General features: G+C 58.7%; 15 protein-coding genes and 1 pseudogene. 12 read left to right on the top strand and 4 right to left on the bottom strand.

Features of this window, described 5'->3' with window-relative positions:
• The first annotated feature begins 58 nt into the window (after positions 1–58).
• The gene (locus AC1DOG_RS03920) at positions 59–661 is read left to right on the top strand and encodes a HupE/UreJ family protein (protein ID WP_112818935.1); all 603 of its coding nucleotides are present in this window, start codon (positions 59–61) and stop codon (positions 659–661) included.
• 73 nt (positions 662–734) lie between these two features.
• Here AC1DOG_RS03920 and AC1DOG_RS03915 read toward each other — a convergent pair whose 3' ends face one another.
• Positions 735–1,142, bottom strand: coding sequence for a response regulator (locus AC1DOG_RS03915; RefSeq protein ID WP_047505068.1), 408 nt, complete (start codon positions 1,140–1,142; stop codon positions 735–737).
• Between the two features lie 292 nt (positions 1,143–1,434).
• Between AC1DOG_RS03915 and AC1DOG_RS03910 the strand changes: the two genes are divergently transcribed.
• From AC1DOG_RS03910 to AC1DOG_RS03890, 5 genes are all read left to right on the top strand, one after another.
• Entirely contained in the window at positions 1,435–6,909 is a 5,475-nt protein-coding gene (locus AC1DOG_RS03910) for an alpha-2-macroglobulin family protein (RefSeq protein ID WP_477926903.1), read from the top strand.
• Positions 6,906–8,996: a penicillin-binding protein 1C gene (pbpC, locus tag AC1DOG_RS03905; protein ID WP_477926902.1), complete on the top strand. Its 2,091-nt coding sequence runs from the start codon at positions 6,906–6,908 to the stop codon at positions 8,994–8,996. Before AC1DOG_RS03910 ends, pbpC begins: the two co-directional genes overlap by 4 nt.
• 73 nt (positions 8,997–9,069) lie before the next feature.
• A complete protein-coding gene (locus tag AC1DOG_RS03900) occupies positions 9,070–9,927 on the top strand; it encodes an IS110 family RNA-guided transposase (RefSeq protein WP_477926901.1) in 858 nt (285 codons plus the stop codon).
• A 266-nt stretch (positions 9,928–10,193) separates the two neighbouring features.
• A complete protein-coding gene (locus AC1DOG_RS03895) occupies positions 10,194–10,595 on the top strand; it encodes a DUF2177 family protein (RefSeq protein WP_113012492.1) in 402 nt (133 codons plus the stop codon).
• Between the two features lie 53 nt (positions 10,596–10,648).
• On the top strand, positions 10,649–11,278 hold the full coding sequence (locus AC1DOG_RS03890; RefSeq protein ID WP_112974259.1) for a hypothetical protein: 630 nt from the start codon (positions 10,649–10,651) through the stop codon (positions 11,276–11,278).
• A 319-nt stretch (positions 11,279–11,597) separates the two neighbouring features.
• Here the strand turns inward: AC1DOG_RS03890 and AC1DOG_RS03885 are convergent.
• The 3 genes and pseudogenes from AC1DOG_RS03885 to AC1DOG_RS03875 form a co-directional block, all read right to left on the bottom strand.
• Positions 11,598–11,931 (bottom strand): annotated as a pseudogene (locus AC1DOG_RS03885) (ethanolamine utilization protein).
• Between the two features lie 832 nt (positions 11,932–12,763).
• Entirely contained in the window at positions 12,764–13,231 is a 468-nt protein-coding gene (locus tag AC1DOG_RS03880) for a hypothetical protein (RefSeq protein ID WP_112974261.1), read from the bottom strand.
• A gap of 584 nt (positions 13,232–13,815) precedes the next feature.
• Positions 13,816–14,061 (bottom strand): helix-turn-helix domain-containing protein, encoded by a 246-nt coding sequence (locus AC1DOG_RS03875; RefSeq protein ID WP_112974262.1) that lies wholly within the window; start codon positions 14,059–14,061, stop codon positions 13,816–13,818.
• A 786-nt stretch (positions 14,062–14,847) separates the two neighbouring features.
• Here AC1DOG_RS03875 and AC1DOG_RS03870 point away from each other — a divergent pair.
• The 6 genes from AC1DOG_RS03870 to AC1DOG_RS03845 all read left to right on the top strand — a co-directional run bounded on the left by AC1DOG_RS03870 (position 14,848) and on the right by AC1DOG_RS03845 (position 24,114).
• Positions 14,848–15,084: a DUF6894 family protein gene (locus AC1DOG_RS03870; RefSeq protein ID WP_112974263.1), complete on the top strand. Its 237-nt coding sequence runs from the start codon at positions 14,848–14,850 to the stop codon at positions 15,082–15,084.
• Positions 15,085–16,730: 1,646 nt separating this feature from the next.
• Positions 16,731–17,327 carry a diguanylate cyclase domain-containing protein gene (locus AC1DOG_RS03865; protein ID WP_162725486.1) on the top strand — a complete coding sequence of 199 codons (597 nt, stop codon included), beginning with the start codon at positions 16,731–16,733 and terminating at the stop codon, positions 17,325–17,327.
• A gap of 508 nt (positions 17,328–17,835) precedes the next feature.
• Positions 17,836–18,729, top strand: a complete 894-nt coding sequence (locus AC1DOG_RS03860) for an adenylate/guanylate cyclase domain-containing protein (RefSeq protein WP_112974273.1) — start codon at positions 17,836–17,838, stop codon at positions 18,727–18,729.
• 557 nt (positions 18,730–19,286) lie between these two features.
• Positions 19,287–22,721, top strand: a complete 3,435-nt coding sequence (locus AC1DOG_RS03855) for a response regulator (RefSeq protein ID WP_477926900.1) — start codon at positions 19,287–19,289, stop codon at positions 22,719–22,721.
• Positions 22,718–23,551 (top strand): CheR family methyltransferase, encoded by an 834-nt coding sequence (locus AC1DOG_RS03850; RefSeq protein ID WP_477926899.1) that lies wholly within the window; start codon positions 22,718–22,720, stop codon positions 23,549–23,551. The genes AC1DOG_RS03855 and AC1DOG_RS03850 overlap by 4 nt, the downstream gene beginning before the upstream one ends.
• Positions 23,548–24,114 carry a chemotaxis protein CheB gene (locus AC1DOG_RS03845; protein WP_477926898.1) on the top strand — a complete coding sequence of 189 codons (567 nt, stop codon included), beginning with the start codon at positions 23,548–23,550 and terminating at the stop codon, positions 24,112–24,114. Before AC1DOG_RS03850 ends, AC1DOG_RS03845 begins: the two co-directional genes overlap by 4 nt.
• Positions 24,115–24,117: the final 3 nt, after the last annotated feature.

The raw sequence follows: 24,117 nt of genomic DNA, 5'->3' as shown, positions 1-24,117 counted from the left end.
GCCTTGATTCTCCATGTCATTTTCGGCGCAACACTGCATACCAATAATGGGGACGATCATGTTTTCAAAAAGCATCAAATTCAACGCCGCGCTTGCCGCCCTCGTGCTCGCGCCATCGCTTGCATTCGCCCATCCGGGCGCCGGCCAGGCGGTCGGCTTTGCGCATGGCTTTAGCCACCCCATGTCCGGGCTCGACCATATCCTGGCCATGATCATGGTCGGCGTTGTTGCTTGGCAGCTTGGCGGCCGTGCCGTCTGGATGGTGCCGGCCACCTTCGTCGCCGTTATGGGCCTGGGCGGAGCGCTCGGCATGATGGGTATCTCGATCCCCTTCGTTGAAGCCGGGATCGCGCTTTCCGTGATCGTTCTCGGCGCGGTCATCGCGCTTAACGTTCGTGCGCCTGTTGCCGTTGCCGCCGGTCTGGTCGGTCTGTTCGCCATTTTCCATGGTCACGCGCATGGTTCCGAAATGCCGGCTGCCGCCGCAGGCATGTCTTACGCCGCCGGCTTCATGATCGCGACGGCCACGCTGCACGCCATCGGTCTTGCTATGGGATTTGCGATTGCACGGGCCGGTGATGCTCAAGGCGCTTTCGTAACGCGCTCCGCCGGCGGTGTCGCGGCGCTGGCCGGGGTCGGCCTGCTGACCGGTCTTATCTGATCGCTCTGTGCTCCGGGATGAGGTACCTTCATCGGCTCCTCATCCTATGTTTCGCGGAGGCAACTCGGCCTTTCTAATTCAAGCCGCGGCGAAGTTCCGCTGCTTTTCTCAGCGTTCGTTGCACGGTCGAGGGCATGGCCGGCTTGGTGACGACACCAAGCGCGCCGTTTAGCTTGTCCGCCACGGCCTCGGGATTGCCGGTCATGAACACCACCGTCACCCCGAATTCCTCCACCAGACGGCGGCCGATTTCAGGGCCGGTCGGCCCATCCGAGAGGTTGACGTCGACGAAGGCGATATCGGCGTCACGTGCAAGCTGCAGCGCCTGATCGCGGCCATTCGCCAGACCGGCGACATCGAAGCCCATCTCTTTTATCGTTTCCTCGAGATCAAGGGCTATAAAAAGCTCGTCCTCGACGATCAGGACGCGCTGCTTGGTGCTATTTTCAGTCTGTGAACTGTACTCAACGCCGGTGCCCATACTTGGCCCCCTGTTACTCATTTTCACCAGAACTCGGACGGAAAACGGCTCGGCAACAGATATGTTCCGGCGCGGGACAGCTTTATTTTCATTTAAGATATTGTTAGTATTAACAAAATGCTAATTTCGGCCTCTCGTGGCGGATGCTCTCTCAGAGATCCACAGCCGGTCTTGATGGTGTTGTTACATGATTGAGATTTACTGCAGGGCGACGCTCCATCCGAGTTGACAACAGGGATGCGAGTGGGGAGAGTTGCCGCCAAATGAGGCGCCAGCATATTGGGGGGAACCTATGTTCGCACGCGCGTTCTTGACAGCCGTAACCGTTGTTCTTTCGACCGCTCTAATTGGTTCACCCGCCTTTTCCGCGGACAGCAAGCGCCAGATACAAACCGTGCGTGATGCCGACTATTTCGGCTTTGATCTGCGCAGCGAGCAGAATGTCACGCTCGACCAGTGCAAGGCCTCGTGCATTGGCGACAAGTCGTGCAAGGCCTTCACCTATAACCCCAAGGCTAGTTGGTGCTTCCTGAAATCCGACTTCAAGACGATGAATGCCTTCCCGGGCGCCATCGCCGGCAAGATCGTCGAGACAGCGGGCAGTCAGGAGCCGGACCTCGGGGCAGCACCTCGCATCGGCTTCCTCTCGGGCGATGTGCTGCAACAGGCGCGCGACGACAAGGCCAATCTCGAGCTCGCCGATGACCAGCAGGGCCAATCCGCCGACAGTCTCATCGCCAACGCGCGGATCGATCTCACGGCCAACAATGTCGTCGATGCCCTGAAATCCTTCCGGGGCGCGCTCGCGCTCACGCCCGATAATGCGGATCTGTGGCTGGAAACGGCGCGCGCGGGCGACAGCTTCGTCAAGACCGACGACAACAATGGCAGCGAGATCTATGCCCAGGCCGTGCTCGCCGCCATCAATGGCTACGACCTGACGCGGACGACGACCAGCCGCGCCGATGCGCTTGCGGTTCTGGCGGTGGCGCTGGAGAAGAACGCGAACTACCGGGCCGCGCTGAACGCCTATAAGGCAAGCCTGGCGCTGGTGAATTCAAAGGAAGTCCAGGCCGCCTACCTGCAGCTGAAGTCGACGCAGGGCTTCCGTATCACGGATCACACCGTCGATGCCGACAGCGCCACCCCGCGCGCATGCGTCACCTTCTCGGAATCGTTGGTCAAGACCACCGACTATACCCCCTTCGTGACGCTCAATGGCGCCTCGCCGAAGGCGCTCGAAACCAAGGACAGGCAGATCTGCGTCGAGGGCCTGACGCACGGCGAGAACTACAAGATCTCCTTCCGCACCGGTCTTCCCTCGTCGGTCGACGAGGTTTTGGAGGCGCCCGTCAGCCTTGATATCTACGTCAAGGACCGCACCGCAAGCGTCCGCTTCACCGGCGACAGCTTCGTGCTGCCATCGACGGCGCGCCGCGGCATCCCGATCGTCTCGGTCAACATGGCCTCGGCCAACCTCAAGCTCTACCGCATCGGCGATCGTGGCATCGCGCCGTTGCTGACCAGCTCGCAGTTCCTCACCCAGCTCGATGGCTATAGTGCCCAGCGGATCGAGGACGAAAGCGGCGAGCTTGTCTGGCAGGGTGCGATCGACATCGCCAATGACCTGAACAAGGATGTCGTCACCAGCTTCCCCGTCGATGAGGCGCTGCCGGAGCGCAAGCCCGGCGTCTATGTGCTGACCGCGACATCGCCGACCGGGCCGGACCAGGAATGGAATTCGCAGGCCACCCAGTGGTTCGTGGTCTCCGATATCGGCGTGACGACCTATGCCGGGACCGACGGCCTCAACGTCTTCGCCCGTTCGCTTGCATCAGCCAAGCCGATGGCTGGTGTCGCGCTGCAGTTGCTTGCCAAGAATAACGAGGTGCTTGGTACCGCCACGACCGACGACAATGGCCGCGCCACCTTCACCGCCGGCTTGATCCGCGGCACATCGGCGCTGACGCCTGCCGTTATCACGGCGAAGAACGGGACGTCGGACTACGTCTTCCTCGACATGACACGAGCCGGTTTCGACCTCTCCGATCGCGGCGTCACCGGGCGCGCATCGCCGGGCGCAATCGACGTGCTGACATTCACCGAGCGCGGCATCTACCGCGTCGGCGAAACGGTCCACGCGTCTGCGCTGGCGCGCGATACGGATGGCAAGGCAATCGAGAATCTGCCGCTGACCTTCATCTTCATGCGCCCTGATGGCGTCGAAGGCCGCCGCATCGTCAGCCAGACCAGCAATCTCGGCGGCTACAATGTCGATTTCGCCGTGCAGGACAATGCCATGCGCGGCACCTGGACGATGAACATTCATACCGACCCGAAGGGTTCGCCGATCGCCAGCAAGAGCTTCCTGGTCGACGATTTCGTGCCTGATCGTACCGACATGGAGCTGAAGACCGAGGCGAAGGTGATTGGACCGGACACGCCGGCAACGATCAATATCTCTGGCAAGTATCTCTATGGCGCGCCCGCCGCCGGGCTGACGCTGGAAGGCGATGTCGTCATCAAGCCGACACACCAGGCGGATGCATTTCCGGGCTATTTCTTCGGCCTTGCCGATGAAGAGGCGAGCGAGGATTCGCGCCAGTCGATCGAGGGATTGCCGGACCTCGACGAAAAGGGCGAAGGCGTTACCGATCTGACGGTCGGCGAGCTGCCCGCAACGACGCAGCTTCTGAACGCGACCGTCTATATTCGAATGCAGGAAGCCGGCGGACGCGCGATCGAGCGCTCGCTTGTGCTGCCGGTGCAGAACCAGGGGCCGATGATCGGCATCAAGCCTGAATTCTCGGGCGATCTCGGCGAGAACTCGATCGCCAACTTCACCGTCATCGGCGTCAACGCCGATGGTGCGAAGGAGGAGATGAAGGGGCTTCGCTGGAAGCTCTTCAAGCTCAACCGCGACTATCAATGGTATCGCGACGGCACGGCCTGGAAATACGAGCCGGTCTATACCGCCGAGCAGGTGGGCAACGGCAATGTCGATGCCGGCATCGATGGCGCCAAGATCGCCTCGCCCGTGCAGTGGGGCCGTTATCGCCTCGAGGTCGAGAGCACCGACGCCGATGGCCCGACCTCCAGCGTCGAATTCGACGCCGGCTGGTTCGTGCAGGCAACATCCACGGAAACGCCCGATGGGCTGGAGATCGCGCTCGACAAGGATAGCTACAAGGTCGGCGAGACCGCGAAGCTGAAGGTCTCCTCGCGCTATGCAGGCGAACTGATGATCGCCGCCGGTACCGAAACCCTGGTTGCCGTGCAGAACGCGGCGATCGGCGAGACGGGTGGCGAAGTGGATATCCCCGTTACCGCCGATTGGGGCGCCGGCGCCTATGTGACCGCGACGCTGTTCCGTCCGGGCGATGCCCAGGACAGCCACATGCCGATGCGCGCCATCGGCGTGAAATGGCTGAAGGTCGATCCTGAGGATCGGGCCTTGCAGGTCAAGATCGAGGCACCTGAGAAGATGCTGCCGCGCGGCCCGCTGCCGATCACGCTCGCCGTTGCGGGTGCCGGCGCAAACGAGGACGCTTATGTCACCGTTGCCGCTGTCGATGTCGGCATTCTCAACCTGACGCGCTACGAGCCGCCGAACCCGGAAGAATGGTATTTCGGTCAGCGCCAGCTTGGTCTCGAGATCCGCGACCTTTATGGCCGCTTGATCGACGGCTCGCTCGGCGCCACCGGCAAACTGCGCACCGGCGGCGATGGCGGCGCGATCGCGCTGCAGGCAAGCCCTCCGACGCAGAAACTCGTCGCCTTCTTCTCCGGCCCGGTGAAGCTGGATGCCGAGGGTAAGGCGCATGTCAGCTTCGATATTCCTCAGTTCAACGGCACGGCGCGCCTGATGGCGGTCGCCTGGTCCAAGTCCGGTGTCGGCCATGCGACGCAGGACGTGATCATTCGTGATCCTGTCGTCGTCACCGCCAGCCTGCCACGTTTCCTGGCGCCGGGGGACAAGTCTGAACTGCGCCTTGATATCGCCAATACCGATGCGCCCGCAGGCGACTACAAGCTGGCAGTCACAGGCAATGACGCTGTCGGTATCGATAAGGCCACGCAGACGATCCGTTTGGATGCCGGTGCGAAGCAGGCGGTGACGCTGGCGGTGACCGGCTTGCAGCCGGGCAACGGCGTCGTTTCGATTAACCTCTCGGATGCATCCGGCCTGTCGCTCGACCAGAGCCTCGATGTCCCCGTTCGGCCGGCGGTGTTGCCGGTCACGGAGCGTCGTGTGCTGGCGCTGAAGCCGGGCGCGAAGCTGACGATCGACAAGGCGCTCTTGGCGGATAGCGTTCTTCCGGGCGCATCGGTCAGCGTCAACGTCACGCGCTCGGCTGCCTTCGACATCCCGGCCTTGCTGATGTCGCTCGATCGCTATCCTTTCGGCTGCGCCGAGCAGACGACCAGCCGAGCTCTGCCGCTGCTCTATCTGAGCGAGCTTGCCGAGCAGGTCGGTCTCGATGGCGATGCCGATATCAAGAAGCGCGTGCAGGATGCCATCTATCGTGTCCTGTCCTACCAGGCATCCGCCGGAAGCTTCGGTCTTTGGGGACCGGATAGCGGTGATCTCTGGCTCGATTCCTACGTCACCGACTTCCTGACGCGGGCCCGCGAGCAGAAATACGATGTGCCGGATCGTGCGCTCGCACAGGCGCTGGAGAATCTGCAGAACGCCTTGAGCTATGACGTTAATGTCAAGGATCAGGGCGATCAGATCGCCTATGCGCTATATGTGCTCGCGCGCAACAAGAAGGCCGCGATCAGCGATCTGCGCTACTATGCGGACACGATGATCAACGACTTCCCGACACCGCTCGCCAAGGCCCATATCGCGGCCGCGCTGGCGCTCTACGGCGATGCGACGCGGTCGAAGAACATCTTCGTCGACGCGCTGCAGATGTCGGCCCAGTCGATGGTCACCAAGGTCAACCTGTCGCGCACCGACTATGGCTCGGTGCTTAGAGACGGCGCCGCCATCCTCGCGCTCGCCGCCGAAAGCCGGCCGGTGCCGCCGATCGTGCCGGAACTGGCGAAGGCAGTGGCGAAGGAGTGGGAGCGCAGCAAGTACACCAGCACCCAGGAACAGGCCTGGATGCTGCTTGCTGCCCGCGCCATCCAAGGGGGCGACGACTCGCTGAAGATCGACGTCAACGGCGCGCTCCATAACGGCGCCTACATGGCGCGGATGAGCGGCGAGGCGCTGACCGATCACGCGCTGACGCTGACCAACCAGACGAGCGATGCCGTTTCGGCTGTTGTCACGACCGTTGCGGCACCGGTGACGCCGCTGCCGGCAGGCGGCGATGGCTTTGCCATCGAGCGCAGCTACTACACGCTGGATGGCGAGGAAGCGAATGTCTCGGCGGCGAAGCAGAACGAGCGCTACGTCGTCGTGCTGCATGTCACCGAGAGCAACAAGTGGCCGTCGCGGATCGTCATCACCGATCTCTTGCCAGCCGGTTTCCAGATCGACAATCCGAGCCTGGTCGACAGCGCGCAGCTGACCAACTTCGACTGGATCGGCGATGTGACGGCCGCGCATACCGAGTTCCGCAACGATCGCTTCGTCGCCGCCTTCAACCGAAGCGCTGATGACAATAGGGAGATCAACGTCGCCTACGTCGTGCGCGCCGTGACGCCCGGCGTCTACGATCATCCGGCGGCGAACGTCGAGGATATGTACCGGCCGCAGCTTTCGGCGCGGACGGCAACCGGCAAGATGGAGGTCGTGGCGGCACAGCCATGAGACTGAGGCGGAAAATCGCGATCGGCCTTGTGGCGGCGATGGCAATCGCCGGCGCCGGGCTGATCGGGCTCGACGCGGCGGACAAGGCATTTCCGCCGCCGCTCGACAAGGCGCGCGTATCCGCCGAGGTGCTGGATGCCGACGGAGAGCTTCTGCGCGCCTTCGCAACGCCGGAGGGGCGCTGGCGTCTAAAGACGACCGTTGGCGATGTTGATCCGCAATTCCTGCGTATGCTGGTCGCCTATGAGGATCGGCGCTTTTACGAGCATCGCGGCATCGACATGCGTGCGATCGGCCGCGCCGCCTTCCAGCTCGTCACCAACGGCCGCATCGTTTCGGGGGCCTCTACGCTCTCGATGCAGGTTGCCCGGCTGATCGAGCCGCGACACGGCCGATCGCTTTCGGCCAAGCTATTGCAGGTCGCACGTGCGCTCCAGATCGAGCGACGCCTGTCCAAGGATGAAATCCTCGATTTCTATCTGACGCATGCGCCCTATGGCGGCAATCTGGAAGGCGTCAGAGCCGCAAGTCTTGCCTATTTCGGCAAGGAGCCGAAGCGTCTGACGGTGGCGCAGGCAGCGTTGCTCGTGGCATTGCCGCAGCTTCCCGAAAAGCGCCGCCCCGATCGCAACCTCAAGGCCGCCGAAGCGGCGCGCAAGCGCGTGCTGGAGCGCGTCGCGGTCGTAGACGCGATCGGGGAAGGGGAGGCGGAGCGCGCCGAGGCGACGCTTGTGCCGGCAAAACGCATTCAACTGCCGGCGCTCGCGGCACATGTCGGCGAAGCCGCGCTGCGTATGGCGCCGGATGCGTCGCCGTACCGGACCACGCTGAAGAAGCGGGTGCAGGAGGGGCTGGAGGCTGTCGCCAAGGCGGCCGCGCTGAAGCTAGGTCCCAAGCTGTCGCTGGCGATGGTGATGGCGGATGCGCAGACTGGGGATATCGTCGGCGAAGTCGGCTCGGCCGATTATTTCGACGCCAGCCGATCCGGCTGGATCGACATGACGCGCGTCCCGCGTTCGCCGGGATCCACGCTAAAGCCGTTCATCTATGGCCTCGCCTTTGAAGAGGGATTGGTTAGCCAGGAGACGATTATCGAGGATCGGCCGGCGGATTTCTTCGGTTACCGGCCGCGCAATTTCGATATGAGCTACCAGGGAGACGTGACAGTGCGCGATGCGCTGCAACTCTCTCTCAACGTGCCTGCAGTCAAGCTGCTCGATGCCGTCAACCCGGCCAAGCTCCTCATCCGCTTCCGCCGCGCCGAAGTGCGCCCGCTGCTGCCGCCCAACGAAACGCCGGGGCTGGCGATCGGGCTTGGTGGCGTCGGCCTCACGCTCAAGGATCTGGTGCAGCTTTATACGGCGCTCGCCAATCGAGGGCAGGCGGTCAGGATCGGGGACGGCATATCCGGCCAGCCCGGAGAGATCGAAGGCGAGGCGTTGCTTGAACCGGTCGCGGTGTGGAATGTCGCCGATATCCTCTCGGGAGTAATACCGCCCGCCGGTGCGCCGCAGCGTGGCATCGCCTACAAGACCGGCACGAGCTACGGATACCGCGACGCCTGGTCGGTGGGCTATGACGGTCGCTATGTCCTCGGCGTTTGGGTCGGTCGTCCGGATAGCGGCGCCTCGCCCGGCCTGACCGGATATGGCACGGCCGCGCCGATCCTGTTCGAGGGTTTTGCCAAGTCGGGCATCTCAACGACGCCGCTGCCGCGCCCGCCATCGGGCGCCGTGCGCATCGCGCAGGCGCAGCTGCCGATCAGCCAGCGCCGGTTTGCGATCAATCCCAGCGGATTGCTCGCGACATCCGGCCGCGAGCCGGCGCCGCAGATCGTCTATCCGCCTGAAGGAGCGCATGTCGATCTCGGGGCCCAGGGTCTGGCAAAGGGCGGCGAACTCTCGCCGTTGATGCTGAAGCTCCAGGGTGGCCGAGCGCCCTTTCGATGGCTCGCCAACGGCAAGCCGTTACCCGACCTGTCGCGGCGGCGCACCAACCAGTGGACGCCCGATGGCGGCGGCTATTCCAAGCTGACCGTCATCGATGCGATGGGTCGCGCCGCAAGCGTCGGCGTGTTCATCGATTGAGGCGGTTTTGACCGTCGTCAAAACAAGCGCATTTTGCGCTTGACCTTCAGATCTCAACAAGGGAGTTGGAAGCATGACTGCCTCTTATGATTACCATATCGGCGTTGATTACCACAAATCCTACAGCCACCTGGTGGTCCAGGACAGTAGCGGCAAGACGCTGCGCTCCGGCCGGGTCAAGAACGATCGCCAGTCGCTTGGCGGGTTCCTYGAACGCTACCGCGAGAACTCGCATGCGGTCATCGAGGCGACGCGCAACTGGATGGTGATGTATGATTGGCTCGACGACATTTGTGATGATGTCGTTCTCGCCCACCCGTTGAAGGTCAAGGCGATCGCCGACGCCAAGATCAAGACCGACAAGATCGATGCGACGGTACTGGCGCATCTGCTGCGGGCCGACCTGGTGCCGGAGGCTTGGGCACCCAGCGAAAAATCTCGGGARCTTCGCGTCGCGCTGCGCGAACGGATGTTTTACGTACGGCTGCGCACGATGACCAAGAACCGGATCGTCACRGTGTTTGACCGGTATCCGGAGCAAACAGCCCAGCTGAAGAAGCTCGGCGACCTGTTTGGCAAGGCCGGCCGCATCCAGCTTGCCGAAGTGAACGTCTCGGAYATTGACCGTATCCAGATCGACCGCGGCCTCGCGTTCATCGGCGACATCAACGAGCGRATCAAGCAGTCGGAAACRACGATCCGGGCGATGACCAAGGCCAATGCCAATGTGAAGCTGTTGAAGACGATCCCCGGCATTGGCGAGTTCTTCGCCCGGCTGATCGATGCCGAGATCGACGACGTCAGCCGCTTCCGCAATGCCAAGAAGTTTGCTGCCTACGCCGGGCTTGTGCCATCGACCTATTCCTCCGGTGGCAAGACTCGCGGCACCACCACCACGGAAGGCGCGTCGACGATATCCCGGTTGTCCTGATGATTTGCTAGCGAGCCCGGCAACGCCGGACTGCGCTCTTACAGGAGAATGGGAAACCGGGAGCCGAACGCCACTCTGTGACCGAAGCCAAGAAGGCACAGGGTCACGAATTGGAGAATGGTTCGAGAACCGAAGGACACCTTTGTCCTGCGGAAAAAAAGACTTTGCCGATCGRCGCCAACGCCGGTCAAAACACAACCAGAACCCAAGGAAACGCCGCCAACGCTGGTGTTTTATCCCTTGTATTCTTTCATTGGAGACAACACATGAAGGCATTCGGCATTGCGTATATCGCGACCCTCGGTTCTTTTCTCCTCATCGATGCGGCGTGGCTGGGCCTGATGGCCAAGGGTTTTTACCGTGACCAGCTAGGCGACCTCATGCTCCCCTCCCCAAACCTCGATATTGCCGCAGCCTTTTACGTCGTCTTTGCAATCGCTATCGTGGTACTTGCGGTACGGCCGGGGCTTGGTGCGGGTTCGGTGTGGGCCGCGGTCGGATATGGTGCCGTCCTTGGGCTTGCCGCCTACGGCACCTACGACATGACGAACCTTTCGACGTTGAAGGGATGGCCCATTAGCCTGAGCATCGTCGATATGATCTGGGGTACCGTCCTTACTAGCGTTGCAAGCGCCTGCGGTTATGCCGCTGCCCGGGCCATCGCCTAGCAACGATTTCGTACCGCATTGACGAGAACCGGAACCTACACCATCTATTCGGCATGCCCAAAAAGGATAAAAACGACGTCGAACTTATCAGGGGATGGACGCTACCCGCGTCGTCTACTTTAGGGTCCGCGGTGCGCGCCAAGGGCATCCTCCAGGAAATCCAGGCTCGTCTCCCCGCCGCTTCGAAGAAGGCCATCTCGTTGGATGGCGTTGAGCTGACTTTGGCGATGTCGGCGGGCGAAAAGACTGCTTTCAACGCAGCCGCGTCGATCATCGCGAATACAGTCGCCGAAGCCGACACCCTTCCGGTAATACCGCGCGAGATCCAGGATATCCTAGCGATAAAAGCTACCGAGAGGCACCGATGGCTGGTGGACGGTCGTCTTCCAAGCGCGGGGACACGAACCGTCCGATTGAATGGACGCGCTCGGCAGATCACCTTTCACGTCTTCGATCCCAAGATCGTTGAAGACTTGCTCGACCGGGGTGTTGTGGATGAGTGGCGCGTTCAAGACGCCGAAGCCAAAGCTGAGAAGCGCCAGACCAAGGCTTACGAGGCGAAATTGAAGAAGTCCCTCACGAACCGTGCCAAGGCAAAGAAGGTCAAAAAAAAGAAGACAGATGACGAGGCATCGCAACTACGTGGCTGGGACGAATTCGACATCGACGGCCTGCTTCGTTGAGCGCAATAGCAGCTGTTCCTCGCGCGTCGCCATTTGATGAGATAGCCGAAGTCGAGTCCGTAAAATCCCGCCAACGACTAAGCCGGTCAGCGTCAATGAACTTTCGTCCGGGTCATGACCGTTGGAAATCCCTCTCTAAAGCCTCGCTGTGGTAGCTGTCGCGGCCACCAGAGACATAAAGAAACGGGCGCCCGAGTGACGTCGAGAGCTTTCCGCTAGGTTCACGATCATCCGCATATCGGCCTGTGCAAGCGCGATCACCAGTTCTATGATCCTTTCATAAGATCCCACCACGTGCCTAGTCACCGGGAGCCTCAGCTCAATGAGGATACATTACGAAAGCTGTCACCGCCCCTCGCCTCTGTTGTGATCGTAACGGCCTGCCCCGTAGATGATGTCGCCGGGCCCAGCAGTAACGGTGCCGTCGCGCGTTGAAACCGATAGCCGCCCTTCCAACACGATCATGGTCTCGTCGACAGCCATTGTCTCGGTGAGGGCGTATTTACCGTAGCCGATATTGGGCTGCCGCTCGTCTCATCCACGAGGATCCCGACATAGATATCGCCATCCTGGCCGTGAGAACTGATCAAGTCAGCGTCAGATAATTCATCAATGCCTCTTTCGCCCCGACGGAAAATAGCGCGGGAAACCATGCCGCCAATCTCTTCGTGACGTTTGCGAGCGGGCGTCAACATTGCTGCAAAGCAGGTGAGGCCACAGAGCGGCCGCAGTGGGGTCGACACGTATCGCTGCCGCATCAATTGTTACCCGTCTAGGTGATCTAATAAACAACCAAATCATTGGCAAATAGATGAAACCATGCCAACGCGACCGCGTTAACGAGCAGAAAATTCACCATGTCGCCTTATGGTCGCGCGCCGTCAAACAATACTGGAAATCGGAGGGTTCAATCGTGACGAAATCGCCGCTGCTTATGATAACTGCGCTTGCCACAGTGCTTGCCGTTCTGGTCGCCATCAACCCATTCGGCCGTAATTTGGTGTCGCCACATCCGGCGGAGACGGCAACTCCCCGGACCTAGATCGCTCTGATTAAACTGCAATATCTCGAGCCGACGACGCTTGCAGCGATGTCTGAGATTTGAGATAGGCAACTCCTGGGCGCTTCCCCCTCCAGTACGATAACTCCGCAATCATCGACGACCGTTATCCGGGCATCGGTTAGTTCGATTGCATAAGCCAAAGCGGATGAGAGTGTAGCGGCGGCTCCAGCGAGGCCGGACAAGGGGCTGACGATGCTTGGTACGTTGGCCTGAAACATATCGCATTTTCCTTTTGCCTGAAAGAAACGCGTAGCCCACAAATATGTTCATCGTGCGTTCATCTTGAGCAACAGAACCGAGTTCGCAGCTAGATGCTACGTCCAAGTTAGCGGCGTAGCTTCGCCCTATTGGCCCGGTTGAGCGACAAGAAAGCAGGAGAGACGCCTTTCCCTCGTTGCTGCTTCCCTTCATCGATTGGAACTTCATCGTGCTTTGCGTTGCAAAGCGGAAATGATCAGCGGCAAAACAGCCGACCCTACTGCCGCCAGTGGAAGGGCGCGCAGCGCTTTCGTCGCTACGAAGCTCGCGGCCGTGGCCGCCGCCAACTTAGCCCAGGGGTAGTCACCAAGCTGCGCGTGTGCACTCGCGTCCGCCCATTCCATGCGAGCGTGAACGATTTGCGCGATATCTTCCTTTATACGTGCGAGGCGGTCCCGCAAAATTTCGAGTTCGACCCGTGTGTCGCCGTAGCGAAGACGCAGATCCACGCTCGCGGGAAGGTAGTCTAAAGGAGCGCTATCCTCTACTTCATCGCTGATATCCTGGGATATCTCGTCAAACGTTCCGGTCGGTTGGCCCAGAGATCCAGCGTCTACATTCTGAGGGTTTTGAAGCTCCTCATTCAATGAACCAATATTGAAACCAGACGTCCCATCTTCGCGCTTATGCATGACTGCTCTCCCTAATCCGTGGATAACGCCGAAAGAGGTCTCGGGTTCAGCCTTGTTCGGGACTTTGAAAAGCGCAGACACCGGTTGCCGCGGGAGGCTTGGCCTTGAGGATGTCGAGAACAGAGGCATTGTCCTGAGATATCCGCAGGACGCATGCCGAGCTTGCCGTCATCCGTACACGCGCTACGCTCGATCTCAGCGATCAAAGTTCGCTTTGTCCACACGACGGACTTGCGACGTCCGTTTTACTCGGCCGCCGGCCGGTTGGTTGTGAGCTTATCCAAAGCCACGCGCAATTGAACCGCGTCGTTGTAGTCACCCTTACGCGTAGCGAGCAGCAGGCTTCCTAGACCAGCTCCGGCTGTCGATGACCGTTCGTAGCTGACAACGAAGAAGCTTCCAGCGGCAAAGCACTTACTTTAATCCAGTCGGCGGTTCGCCCCGATCCGTATCTGCTGTCCGCAAGATGACACCCTCGAGGCCATGTATCCCTGTCGCGTCACATGCAGCACGAAGCTTCAGCTCATGAGCTGGTTTGCGACTAAGCCGATTGCCACCTTTCTGGTCTTCTGCACGCACGCTCCCTATCCATCGTGTCTCGCTCCGATTACCTGATCGAGAACGAGCGATGGTCGAAGGCGCAAGGCTTTACAGATCGTCAGAAACACCGGGACAGACATGGCGTTTTGTCCGTTCTCGTATTTCCCAACCTGCTGGAAACTTACTCCCAGTGATTTTGCAACCTGCGTTTGGCTAAGCCCTTGGGCTTTTCGAGCCGACCGCAATCGCTTACCGAGTTCCTCATTAACATCCAAGGCGTTCGAACTCATATACTTGCCTTCAACTCCGTGTTGGGTGCGACAGATATTAAACGCAACGGAGAGTTGGTTGGATCACCGCGATGTGAAGAACCTCGGTGTTCTTTCGATCGGCGGCGAAAGACTGCGCGGTGAATGGGAAGCTCGTGCTTAGCCCGATGGGTGAAGCACACAACTCGAACAGGCGCACGCCCTCACCCTTGCTCTAGAAACAGTCGTGCCTCGGCGCGTTCAGCAACTACCAGCCCAAACGGTCTGCTCGTGACATGAGCTGCCGTTCAAGACGACGCCATGCTTGTGGACGTCGTGCAGCTCTGGCGATATCGTCGTCGCTAGGACCGATCCGCTTTCGCAAAACCTGAGGCACTCCCTGATAGGCGGGGGAACAACCCAGCCTTCGAAAAGACCATCAGTCCGTCGACATATGCGCCGGTGGCAGATCGATATACAAGAAACTTTGGTTCACCGGGGAAATTGGCGTCGGCCGCAGACGTCGCCTACGCCACGGATCCAGATGAAACTCAGACTGCTTTTTCCTACCGGTCCTTGCAAGCGCATCGGGTTGGAGATCTACAAGTGCGGGCCGATATCAACTCACTCTTAAGAAGGAGCGATGAGATCGAACTCGTGCGGATTGAGAGCCATTAACATTATATTGGAAACCGCACCCTGCTTCATCCTCGCCAACCCCGCCCACGCGTAAACGTTCGCAACCGCCTGCTACTCGACGTTTTTGGAACCCAACGACCTGTGTATTTGACTTTCGGAACCAAAACTTCGAGGAAACGTTCTCGCGGGATGCGATACTATTTCCACATCCGCGATGGCCTTGATATCGAAATCGACCCGGAGGGTACCGAGTTGCCATCGGTCAATGCGGCCCAACAGGAGGCGCGCGAAGCAGCACTGGAAATAGTTGCTGAGATGGTTCTTCGACATGAACGGATCGCGGGGAAGACATTTCAGGTGACGGACGAGACAGGCGTGGTGATAACGCTGATACCATTCGCGTCCGTCTTGCGTCTCGATTGTTGACAGTCTCCTGCGTTCTTCGGTCATCTCGGTGAGGCAGCGCTAGCGCAGCCCTGGTGCAAGCAGAGCCTGCGCCCGTCGTGAATGGTCGCCATTAAGAAACCCCTCTCAGTTGCGGGAATGCCACGTCACCTGATTAAGCGGGCGTAATCGATGCCGCGAGGCCGATTATTGATTGTGGAGATGGTTGTGGCCGCTAAGACTTGCAGGCAGGTAAAGTGGACTGAAAATGTTTCAACAATGGAATATGCGACTAATACTCCGGACGTTCTTCCATGGGGCGGGAACTTGCATCTCGGCTTTTTTACTCACGGGCGCGGACGTGCGTGCCCAAGCCGTTACTCAGGTCGCACCTTTCTCACTCATCGCAGCAGAACTGGACTTGTTGGTAAGCGAAAAGACGAGAGCGGCAAAGGTCGACGGCGTGGGCTACTTTGTGATCGATGACCGCGGAGCTGTGGTACGCGGGCCCGTCGTCATTGTGAAGGGGTCACCGGCCACTGCTCGGGAAGCATTCGAGAGAGATTTTCGTGCTGCAATCTTAAAGGCGGCCCCTTTTGATCCACTCAAGGAGTTAGTCGGCAAGGTCCTCGTGCTGCGCCTATCGACCTGCGGCTCTGGCGCGTACGCCTCTTGTGGTCATCGTCTCCAATCGATTCCGCCGAAGCTGGTGCAAAGCTGGCGACCGCGGCGATAGGAGCCTCTTTGGCCAATGGAGACTGCCGGGACTACAGCACACCTGTCAGCGCCGGCCATTCGACAAACCGCGTCCAACCAATCTTAGCGCGACATGCTCATAATGACATGGATCGGTACGTCGCGGAACGGCCAGCTATCGCCGTTGAATCGATCTTGGAGCACCGGAACCCAACACGCTGTTTACGCGTTCCTTTTCGCATTTTGACAGGAGTTTAAGCAACGCATGTCCACAGGTAATAACGCTCGCCGCCGCATGTACGCATTTGTAGCGGTGATTTTCGCAGCAGGGATTATGATCGCGGGGGCGTATGTCCTCCTGGCGAAGCCCGGCGAGAGTGCGGACAAGTCGGTCTCCGAGGTCGTCAATCCAAACAGCTAGCGGGTGGGAGCGCTGCCTTGGGAAAGGTCCATCACGGGTCGACTGATCGTCTAGGCCTCGCCGCCGGCAACGCTTGAAGCGTGCCGGACCTGAAGTGGTCCTGCACGCACCATTCGAGAAAGGGCTAATGCGGTTTTCCACCTCCTCCCCGACGCTCGTCACGTCATTTGCGGTCGCTTGCATTGGAGGTGGACTATATCGGCCGCGTGAACGCCGTCATCCAGAGCGGGGATGTTTTTCATCCGTCGGGTCGCGGCAAAACGCCAGACTGGCGCCGAACCCTCGAATTGGGCACTCACCCCCTCGCCATATGGGCTAGCATTGCTATTTCACAGCCTAGCTGCTGTCTCAAGTGCAGAACGAATTGTTTCCGAATCTGCGGCGAGAATCACTCGCCGATCGAACGCGCGCGAGCTGTGACACGCTGGTTTGGTCCAATCCGGCGACACATCGCATTGTTTTTTTGCACCTCTGCAACGGAGAGGATCGAATGTAACAAGTTGGAACGATCTCGCATTATTCTTTAACTGCTTTGCGCCCATTGTCCGCTTTCGCAACGATGGAGACCGCGTTGACAGATGGATCGCTGGCCCGACAAGGGACCACGCCTGCATTTCCGGCGAATGAAGAAGCGGCGCCGTCTAGGGCTGAGTTGCTCATTGCACTCGGACACGGGCGAGCAGGCACTCACCTGCTGATGGTCGCGTTTGACCAAGGCGTGTCGTGGGACATGCTCAGCGACGAAATGGTTGATCGTGTCGAGTCGACCGTTCTTGCCAGACTGCGTCGCGTAGTTGGGCGGCAAGGAGTTTATCGCGGCTCCCGAAATACCTTCATCGTTGTTTTGAACGAACTTGACGACACGTCTGCGATCTCAACCGCGGAACACCTCGTGGAGGTCGTCAACCGCGCAATGCTTCTAAGCGGCCAAGCAGTACATGTGCGCAGCGCGGTCGGAGTGACGACCATTGACTCCAACACTCCTGCCGAAACGAACCTTCGACATGCGAGGATCGCCCTGATGGCGGCATGCCAAGTATCAAAGGGCAGCGTGTCCATCTTCACGTCCGCAATGCTAGAGGTGGCGGAGGAGCGTCGTGCAACATCGCATGATTTGCTCGATCAGCAAAACTGCCGACCGGAAGTGCACACTTTTTCATGGGCTTGAACAGGAATACATAGGGAGACCGATCTGGTGTACAGTCGGTTTTCATAATCTTGCGTTTCCATCGTCAACTTCGGGTCTGCAGATCGTTAAACAGTTAGCGGCGGTGCCAAGGTGGGCCCACTACGCTTTTGCGACCTCTGAGGAAACAGTTTCAGCGAGACGAAGAAGCTTCCAATACAACTCGCAGTTCTTCGGGCGGCGTCGTTCGACTCCTTCTGACGTCCGGATTTCGGTATTTGCTGTCGATACGATGGAACTTCGAACGAAGGTCAGACTTCTTCCAAAAACAGAGGACGACCATGGCAAACCGTAGGGACGCTGCCTATCTGATTGCCAAACAACTGGAGAGAAAAACATGCCGGCGCAGGGCCTCGAAGCAGGCATGTTCGCTTCTCTCTTGGGTGCGTGCGCAGCCACTGAATTCCTTGGAAGTTAATGGCCTTTATCGCATAAGCGAAACGCTAGACGCTACGCCACACGAAGCATCGTTTTGAACACGGAGTTGACTTTGGAAGCGCCTCCCCTTCGGCGAAAGCTCGCCGCCATTCTCGCCGCCGACATTGAGGGCTACTCCCGCCTCATGCACTCCGACGAGGAACGAACTTTGGCAATGTTGACTGGTCATCGCGCGAAGGTCGACGCCCTGATTGAGGCTGCGAACGGGCAAATTTTTGGTACCGCCGGCGATAGCGTCCTAGCTGAATTTCCAAGCGTGGTGCAGGCCTTTAACTGCGCGATTGCCATCCAGTTGGCTATCAACGCTGCCAATCAAGATGTTGATGTCGAACATCAAATGAGATTTCGCATCGGGATTAACGTTGGCGACGTGATGGTGAAGAACGGAGACATCTTCGGCGACGGCGTCAACATCGCAGCGCGACTAGAGTCACTCGCGGACGCAGGCGGAATATGCGTGACGCGAGGCGTGCGAGACCATATCCGCGACCGGGTTGAAGCAACGTTCGAGGACATGGGAGAGCAGAGCGTTAAAAATATCGCCCGTCCAGTCCGCGTGTTCAAGGTTATTTTTAGCGACGATTATAAACCTGTCTTATCTGGTTCTCCTTCTTCAGTCGACTTCGTTGACGATACGCAATCATCTAGTGGAGATCACGCTGACGCGGAAGAGGTCGCGTTTTGGGAGTCCATTCGTGAGGACGATGACGGTTCGGAAGTCCGCCTCTACCTTGAACGATACCCAAATGGCGCTTTTGTCGCGCTTGCGAAGGTGCGCCTCGATCGCGAGCCGATCGCTCATGAAGATCCTGCAGTCGAAGTTGCATTCTGGGAAAGCGTTAGAGACAGCAGCAAGGCCTCGATGATCGAGGCATATTTAAATCGCTACCCAGCAGGCAAATTTGCCGAACTCGCGAAAATTCTGCTGGACGAGCAGAACAGTTGAACGCCCGATAAACACCTGCCACGATTGAGATCAAGGTGCTTTTCCTCTCATCAGACTTGAACAGCAAGAACGGCCGAGCTTTCAAGTTTGGAGCTCTTTCAACCAGGAGATTTAGAACGCGAGTACTCTTCTGATAATCGTCATTGTTCTCGTACTGCTCGGCGTGGCGCGGCTGTTATGCCAACAATCGCTATGGGGCCCGCGGCTTAGGTGGCGTTTTGGGATTGATCGTGGTGGTGTTGATCGCCCTGGTTTGCTTGGTGCCTTGCACGGTGGAGCCGCTCCACCGGTTTCGGCGCCGACAACTAGATTGGGGACAGACCCCGCGCCTCATGGCGTTGGTTTTTTTGTGAGCTGCGCACATTGCTAGCAAACACTCCGCGTTGCGATGAACTTGAAGTATTTCAACCAAGCAAACGACGTTCTTTAGGTTGTAAATTCGATTGTTGTGCGATAGCCGGTTCGAGGAGATTGAACTTGTCGCCTGGTGCACTATGTGCGCGAGGCTGCAATTCGACATCAACTATCACTTCTCCGCGCTCGTCTCAGAGGATTTCATGCCGCATAATCGACCGCAAGACCATTCCAAGCGGGGGCTCGGACTCGACCCAATCATAGCTTTTAGCCTTGCTGGCGCGATCGTCTTTTTCCTGATCAGCGGCGTCTTCGCATACATGAACCTGAAGACATTACGTCAGAACACCGATGCGATCGTCCATTCCCATGAGGTGATCATTTCTCTGGATGAGCTGCTTTCCACGACCCAAGACGCTGAAACTGGCCAAAGGGGTTTCCTGCTGACGAACAGCGAGAGATATCTCGAGCCATACAACAGGGCTCTAAATACGATCCCCACTCAGTTGAAGACAATTGCCGACCTTACGAGTGATAATCCCGCACAGGTTCGCCGTCTCCCGACATTGAGGCAGCATGTGGACGCAAAACTTTCGGAGTTGAAACAGACCATCGAGCTGCGGCAAGCCCAAGGGACGGAATCGGCCCTCGCCATTGTCAACTCAGACCGTGGCAAGGCGGAGATGGATGCAATTCGCAGTCAACTCTTGGCCATGAGCCAGGAGGAATCGAACCTGCGCATGCGTCGTCTGAACGAGATGAACGACGCCTACGGAACCGCTTTGACCAGTAGCGTCCTCGCCGGCACTCTGGGCATCCTGCTGACCGTCGCCATTGGCGTTCTCATCCGCCGATCGACGCTGGCCCGTCGCCGCGACGAATGGCTCCAGGCAAGTAGCCTCGGCTTGGCCGCAGCGCTCATGGGTGATCAGCGCACCGAAAAGCTCGGTGAAAATATTCTTGGCTATCTGGCGAACCATCTCGGAGCTATCGCCGGTGCGATCTTCGTCGGAACCCCGGATCTATATCGCCGTGCTTCGACATACGGCGTTCCTACCGACGCCAAGATGCCGGAGCAGATCAAGCCGCGCGAAGGGTTGCTGGGACAGGCGGTCGTCGAAGGGAAGCCCATCATCGTCGACGACGTGCCGGAAGACTATCTTGTGTTTGGCTCTGCGTTGGGACGCAACAAGCCGCGGCAACTGGTCATCGCACCTGCCGCAATCGACGCCCATGTCAATACAGTACTGGAGCTGGGATTTCTGCGACCGGTCGACGAACAGGTTTTGGAGTTCCTCCGCCAAGCATCTTCCACCATTGCAACTGCCATCCGATCAGCAAATTATCGCAGCGAGCTGCAGAATTTCCTGGAAGAAACCCAGCGTCAGTCCGAAGAGCTGCAGGTCCAGAGTGAAGAACTGCGCGTTTCCAACGAGGAGCTTGAGGAGCAAAGCCGCGCGCTGAAAGAATCGCAAGCACGTCTCGAACAGCAGCAGGTCGAGTTGGAGCAAACGAACTCCCAGCTCGAAGAACAGGCTCAGCAGCTTGAATCTCAGCGGGACGATCTTGAGCGTGCCAATTCTTCGAGCCTGCTGAAGGCCCGCGAATTGGAGCAGGCGAGCCGCTATAAGTCGGACTTCCTCGCCAACATGTCGCACGAGTTGCGCACACCGTTGAATTCGTCTCTGATTTTGGCAAAGCTGCTTGCCGACAATCCTGACGACAACCTTACTGCTGAGCAGGTGAAATACGCCCAGACGATCCAGTCGTCGGGCAACGACCTTCTCAACCTCATCAACGATATTCTCGATCTTTCAAAGATCGAGGCGGGTCATGTCGACGTCAGGCCAGAACCAGTGTCGGTCGAGCGTTTGGCCAACAACCTGCGTCAGGTCTTCGAACCGATCGCCACCAACAAGGCCCTCGCCTTCCAGGTCGAAATCGCAAATGAATGCCCTCCGGTCATTGAGACGGACCTGCAGCGGCTGGAACAAATCCTCAAGAACCTTCTTTCCAACGCCTTCAAGTTCACGGAGCGGGGTAAGGTATCGCTGTCGATGAACCGGACGGGCGATGGTCAGGTCGCGTTTGCGGTAACAGATACCGGGATCGGTATTGCCGACGAGCAGCAGAAGCGGATCTTCGAGGCGTTCCACCAAGCCGACGGCACAATCAGCCGCAAGTACGGGGGTACGGGCCTTGGCCTGTCGATTTCCCGCGAGCTTGTGAGGTTGCTGGGAGGAACCATTCAAATTGACAGTCGGGAAGGTAAGGGGAGTACCTTCTCCATCACACTCCCACAATCCTACGATCCGTCGATCGTCGTCCCACGAGCCCCGGTTGGCAATGCCCTGCCCATGGCCGATAGCATCCCAGTGTCGACGGCAAATTCCGCAATTCCGACCTCTCGCTCAATCGTGGAGGACGATCGTGCCCTTCCCTCGGACGACCGCCGTATCCTGTTGGTCRTCGAAGACGACGACACCTTTGCGGGCATCCTGCGCGATCTTGCACGCGAGATGGGGTTCCGATCGCTCGTTGCGGGCACCGCACAGGATGCCTTGGACCTTGCCCACCAATTCATGCCGAGCGCCATTGTTCTGGATGTCGGTCTTCCCGACCAATCGGGACTTTCGGTCCTCGATCGATTGAAACGAGACGTTCGCACACGGCACATCCCAATCCATATTGTTTCGGCTGACGACTATACGGAAACCGCACTCTCCCTGGGCGCGGTGGGCTACATGCTCAAGCCCGTCCAACGCGATCAACTGGTGGAGGTGCTTCGAACGCTCGAAGCAAAGTTGGCGCAAGATGCTCGCCGCATCCTTATCGTCGAGGACAACGAGGTCCAGCGCGACGCCGTCGCCAAACTGCTGACCTCACACGACGTTGAGACGATCAGTGCCGGCACCGCTGCAGAAACCCTCGCGCTTCTGAAGGACCAGACCTTCGATTGCATGGTCCTCGATCTCTCTCTCCCAGACGCTTCCGGCTATTCGCTTCTCGAAACGATTAGCAAGGACAGCGCCCATTCTTTCCCGCCTGTGATCGTCTACACGGGTCGCGTCCTGTCGGCTGACGAAGAGCAAAAGCTCCGACGTTACTCGAAGTCCATCATCATCAAGGGTGCAAAGTCACCGGAACGCTTGCTCGACGAAGTCTCGCTCTTCCTGCATCAGGTTGTCTCCGAATTGCCCGATGAACAGCAGAAAATGATCCGCAAGGCGCGGCACAGAGACGCGCTTCTCGAAGGCCGCCGTATCCTGATCGTGGAAGATGATGTTCGCAACGTCTACGCCCTGACCAATATCCTGGAGCCTCGCGGAGCCGTCGTACAGATCGCACGGAATGGCCAAGAGGCGCTCGATGCTCTTGACAAGTCCTCCGGGGACCAGACGTCAAAGATTGATCTGGTGTTAATGGACGTTATGATGCCTGTTATGGACGGACTTACTGCTACCCGGACGATACGTCGAAACCCCGATTGGAAGAAGCTGCCCATCATCACCTTGACTGCGAAAGCGATGCCCGACGATCAGCAGCGGTGCATTGATGCGGGCGCTAACGACTACATGGCGAAGCCTCTGGACGTCGAGAAACTCTTGTCCCTCGTGCGCGTGTGGATGCCTCGGTGAGCGACACTTTCGAGAAAATCGAGGACATAGAGATCCGACTGCTGCTGGAAGCGCTCTATGTGCGCTATCATTATGATTTCCGCAATTACGCAATGGCGTCAGTGAAACGTCGCCTGCGGCAGGCGCGCGAACAGCTTGGCTTCGCGACAATTTCGGCTCTGCAGGAGGCGGTTCTCCATGACCCGGCCATGCTCCCTCGCCTGCTTGGCTATTTGACCGTCCAGGTAAGCGAGATGTTTCGGGATCCGCAGTATTTCCGATCCATACGTGACAAGGTCGTCCCGCATCTGAGGACCTATCCTTCGCTCAAGATTTGGATCGCCGGCTGCAGCTGCGGTGAGGAGCTTTACTCCTTCGTGATCCTTTTTCGCGAGGAAGGTCTGGAGGATCGAACAATCTTTTATGCGACTGATATCAATCAAGATGCGCTTCAGATCGCGGAAACCGGCGTCTATGATCTCGACCGAATCCAGATATTCACTGAAAACCATCGCAAGTCGGGCGGCAAGACTTCGCTTTCGGACTATTACTCCACCGGGTATGGAAGGGCGTCGTTTGACAAGACGCTGCGCCGGCATGTGGTCTTTTCCGATCATAGTCTGGTGACCGACGCAGTGTTTGGCGAGATGAACCTGATCTCTTGCCGCAATGTTATGATCTATTTCGATCGTCCGCTACAGGACAGGGCGATCGGGTTGTTCAAGGACTCACTGGCACGAAAGGGCTTTCTTGGACTGGGTTCGAAGGAAAGCCTTCGTTTCTCCAAACATGGCCCATCGTTCACCGATTTCGTGCGTGAAGAGAAAATCTATCAGAGGTCTGGCCGATGACCGGAGCCGCACCAGAGGCAGTTGTCATCGGCGCATCAGCGGGCGCGCTGGAGGCTCTTTCGGCCATTCTGCCTGCGCTGCCGGCAGCGTTCAAACTGCCGATCATCGTGGTTGTACATATTCCGCCCGACAAAAGCAGCGTGCTTGCCGAGCTCTTCAATGCCAAATGCGCGCTTAAGGTGGTGGAGGCTGAGGACAAAGAGCCACTTATGGCAGGTACCGTCTACTTTGCTCCGCCCGACTATCATTTGCTTGTTGAGGCAGACAAGTCGCTCGCGTTATCGAGCGACGAAGCCGTGCTTTTCTCCCGCCCGTCCACCGACGTATTGTTCGAGTCGGCCGCCGACGCATACGGCGCCGCCTTGGTCGGCATCATTCTCACTGGTGCAAATCAGGATGGGGCGGCGGGTCTCAAGGCGGTCGCCGACGCCGGCGGCATTACACTCGTGCAAAATCCGAATGAGGCCTTTCAAGATGCCATGCCACAGGCGGCGATTGACGCCGTGCCAAACGCCCTAATGCTGTCGCTTAGTTCTATAACTTCTTTTTTACAAAAGGTTTGACCC

The sequence above is a fragment of the Rhizobium sp. 01N48 genome (assembly GCF_056399145.1).
The sequence above is the reverse complement of the archived record's forward strand: the minus strand, read 5'-3'. Positions and strand labels throughout refer to the sequence as shown.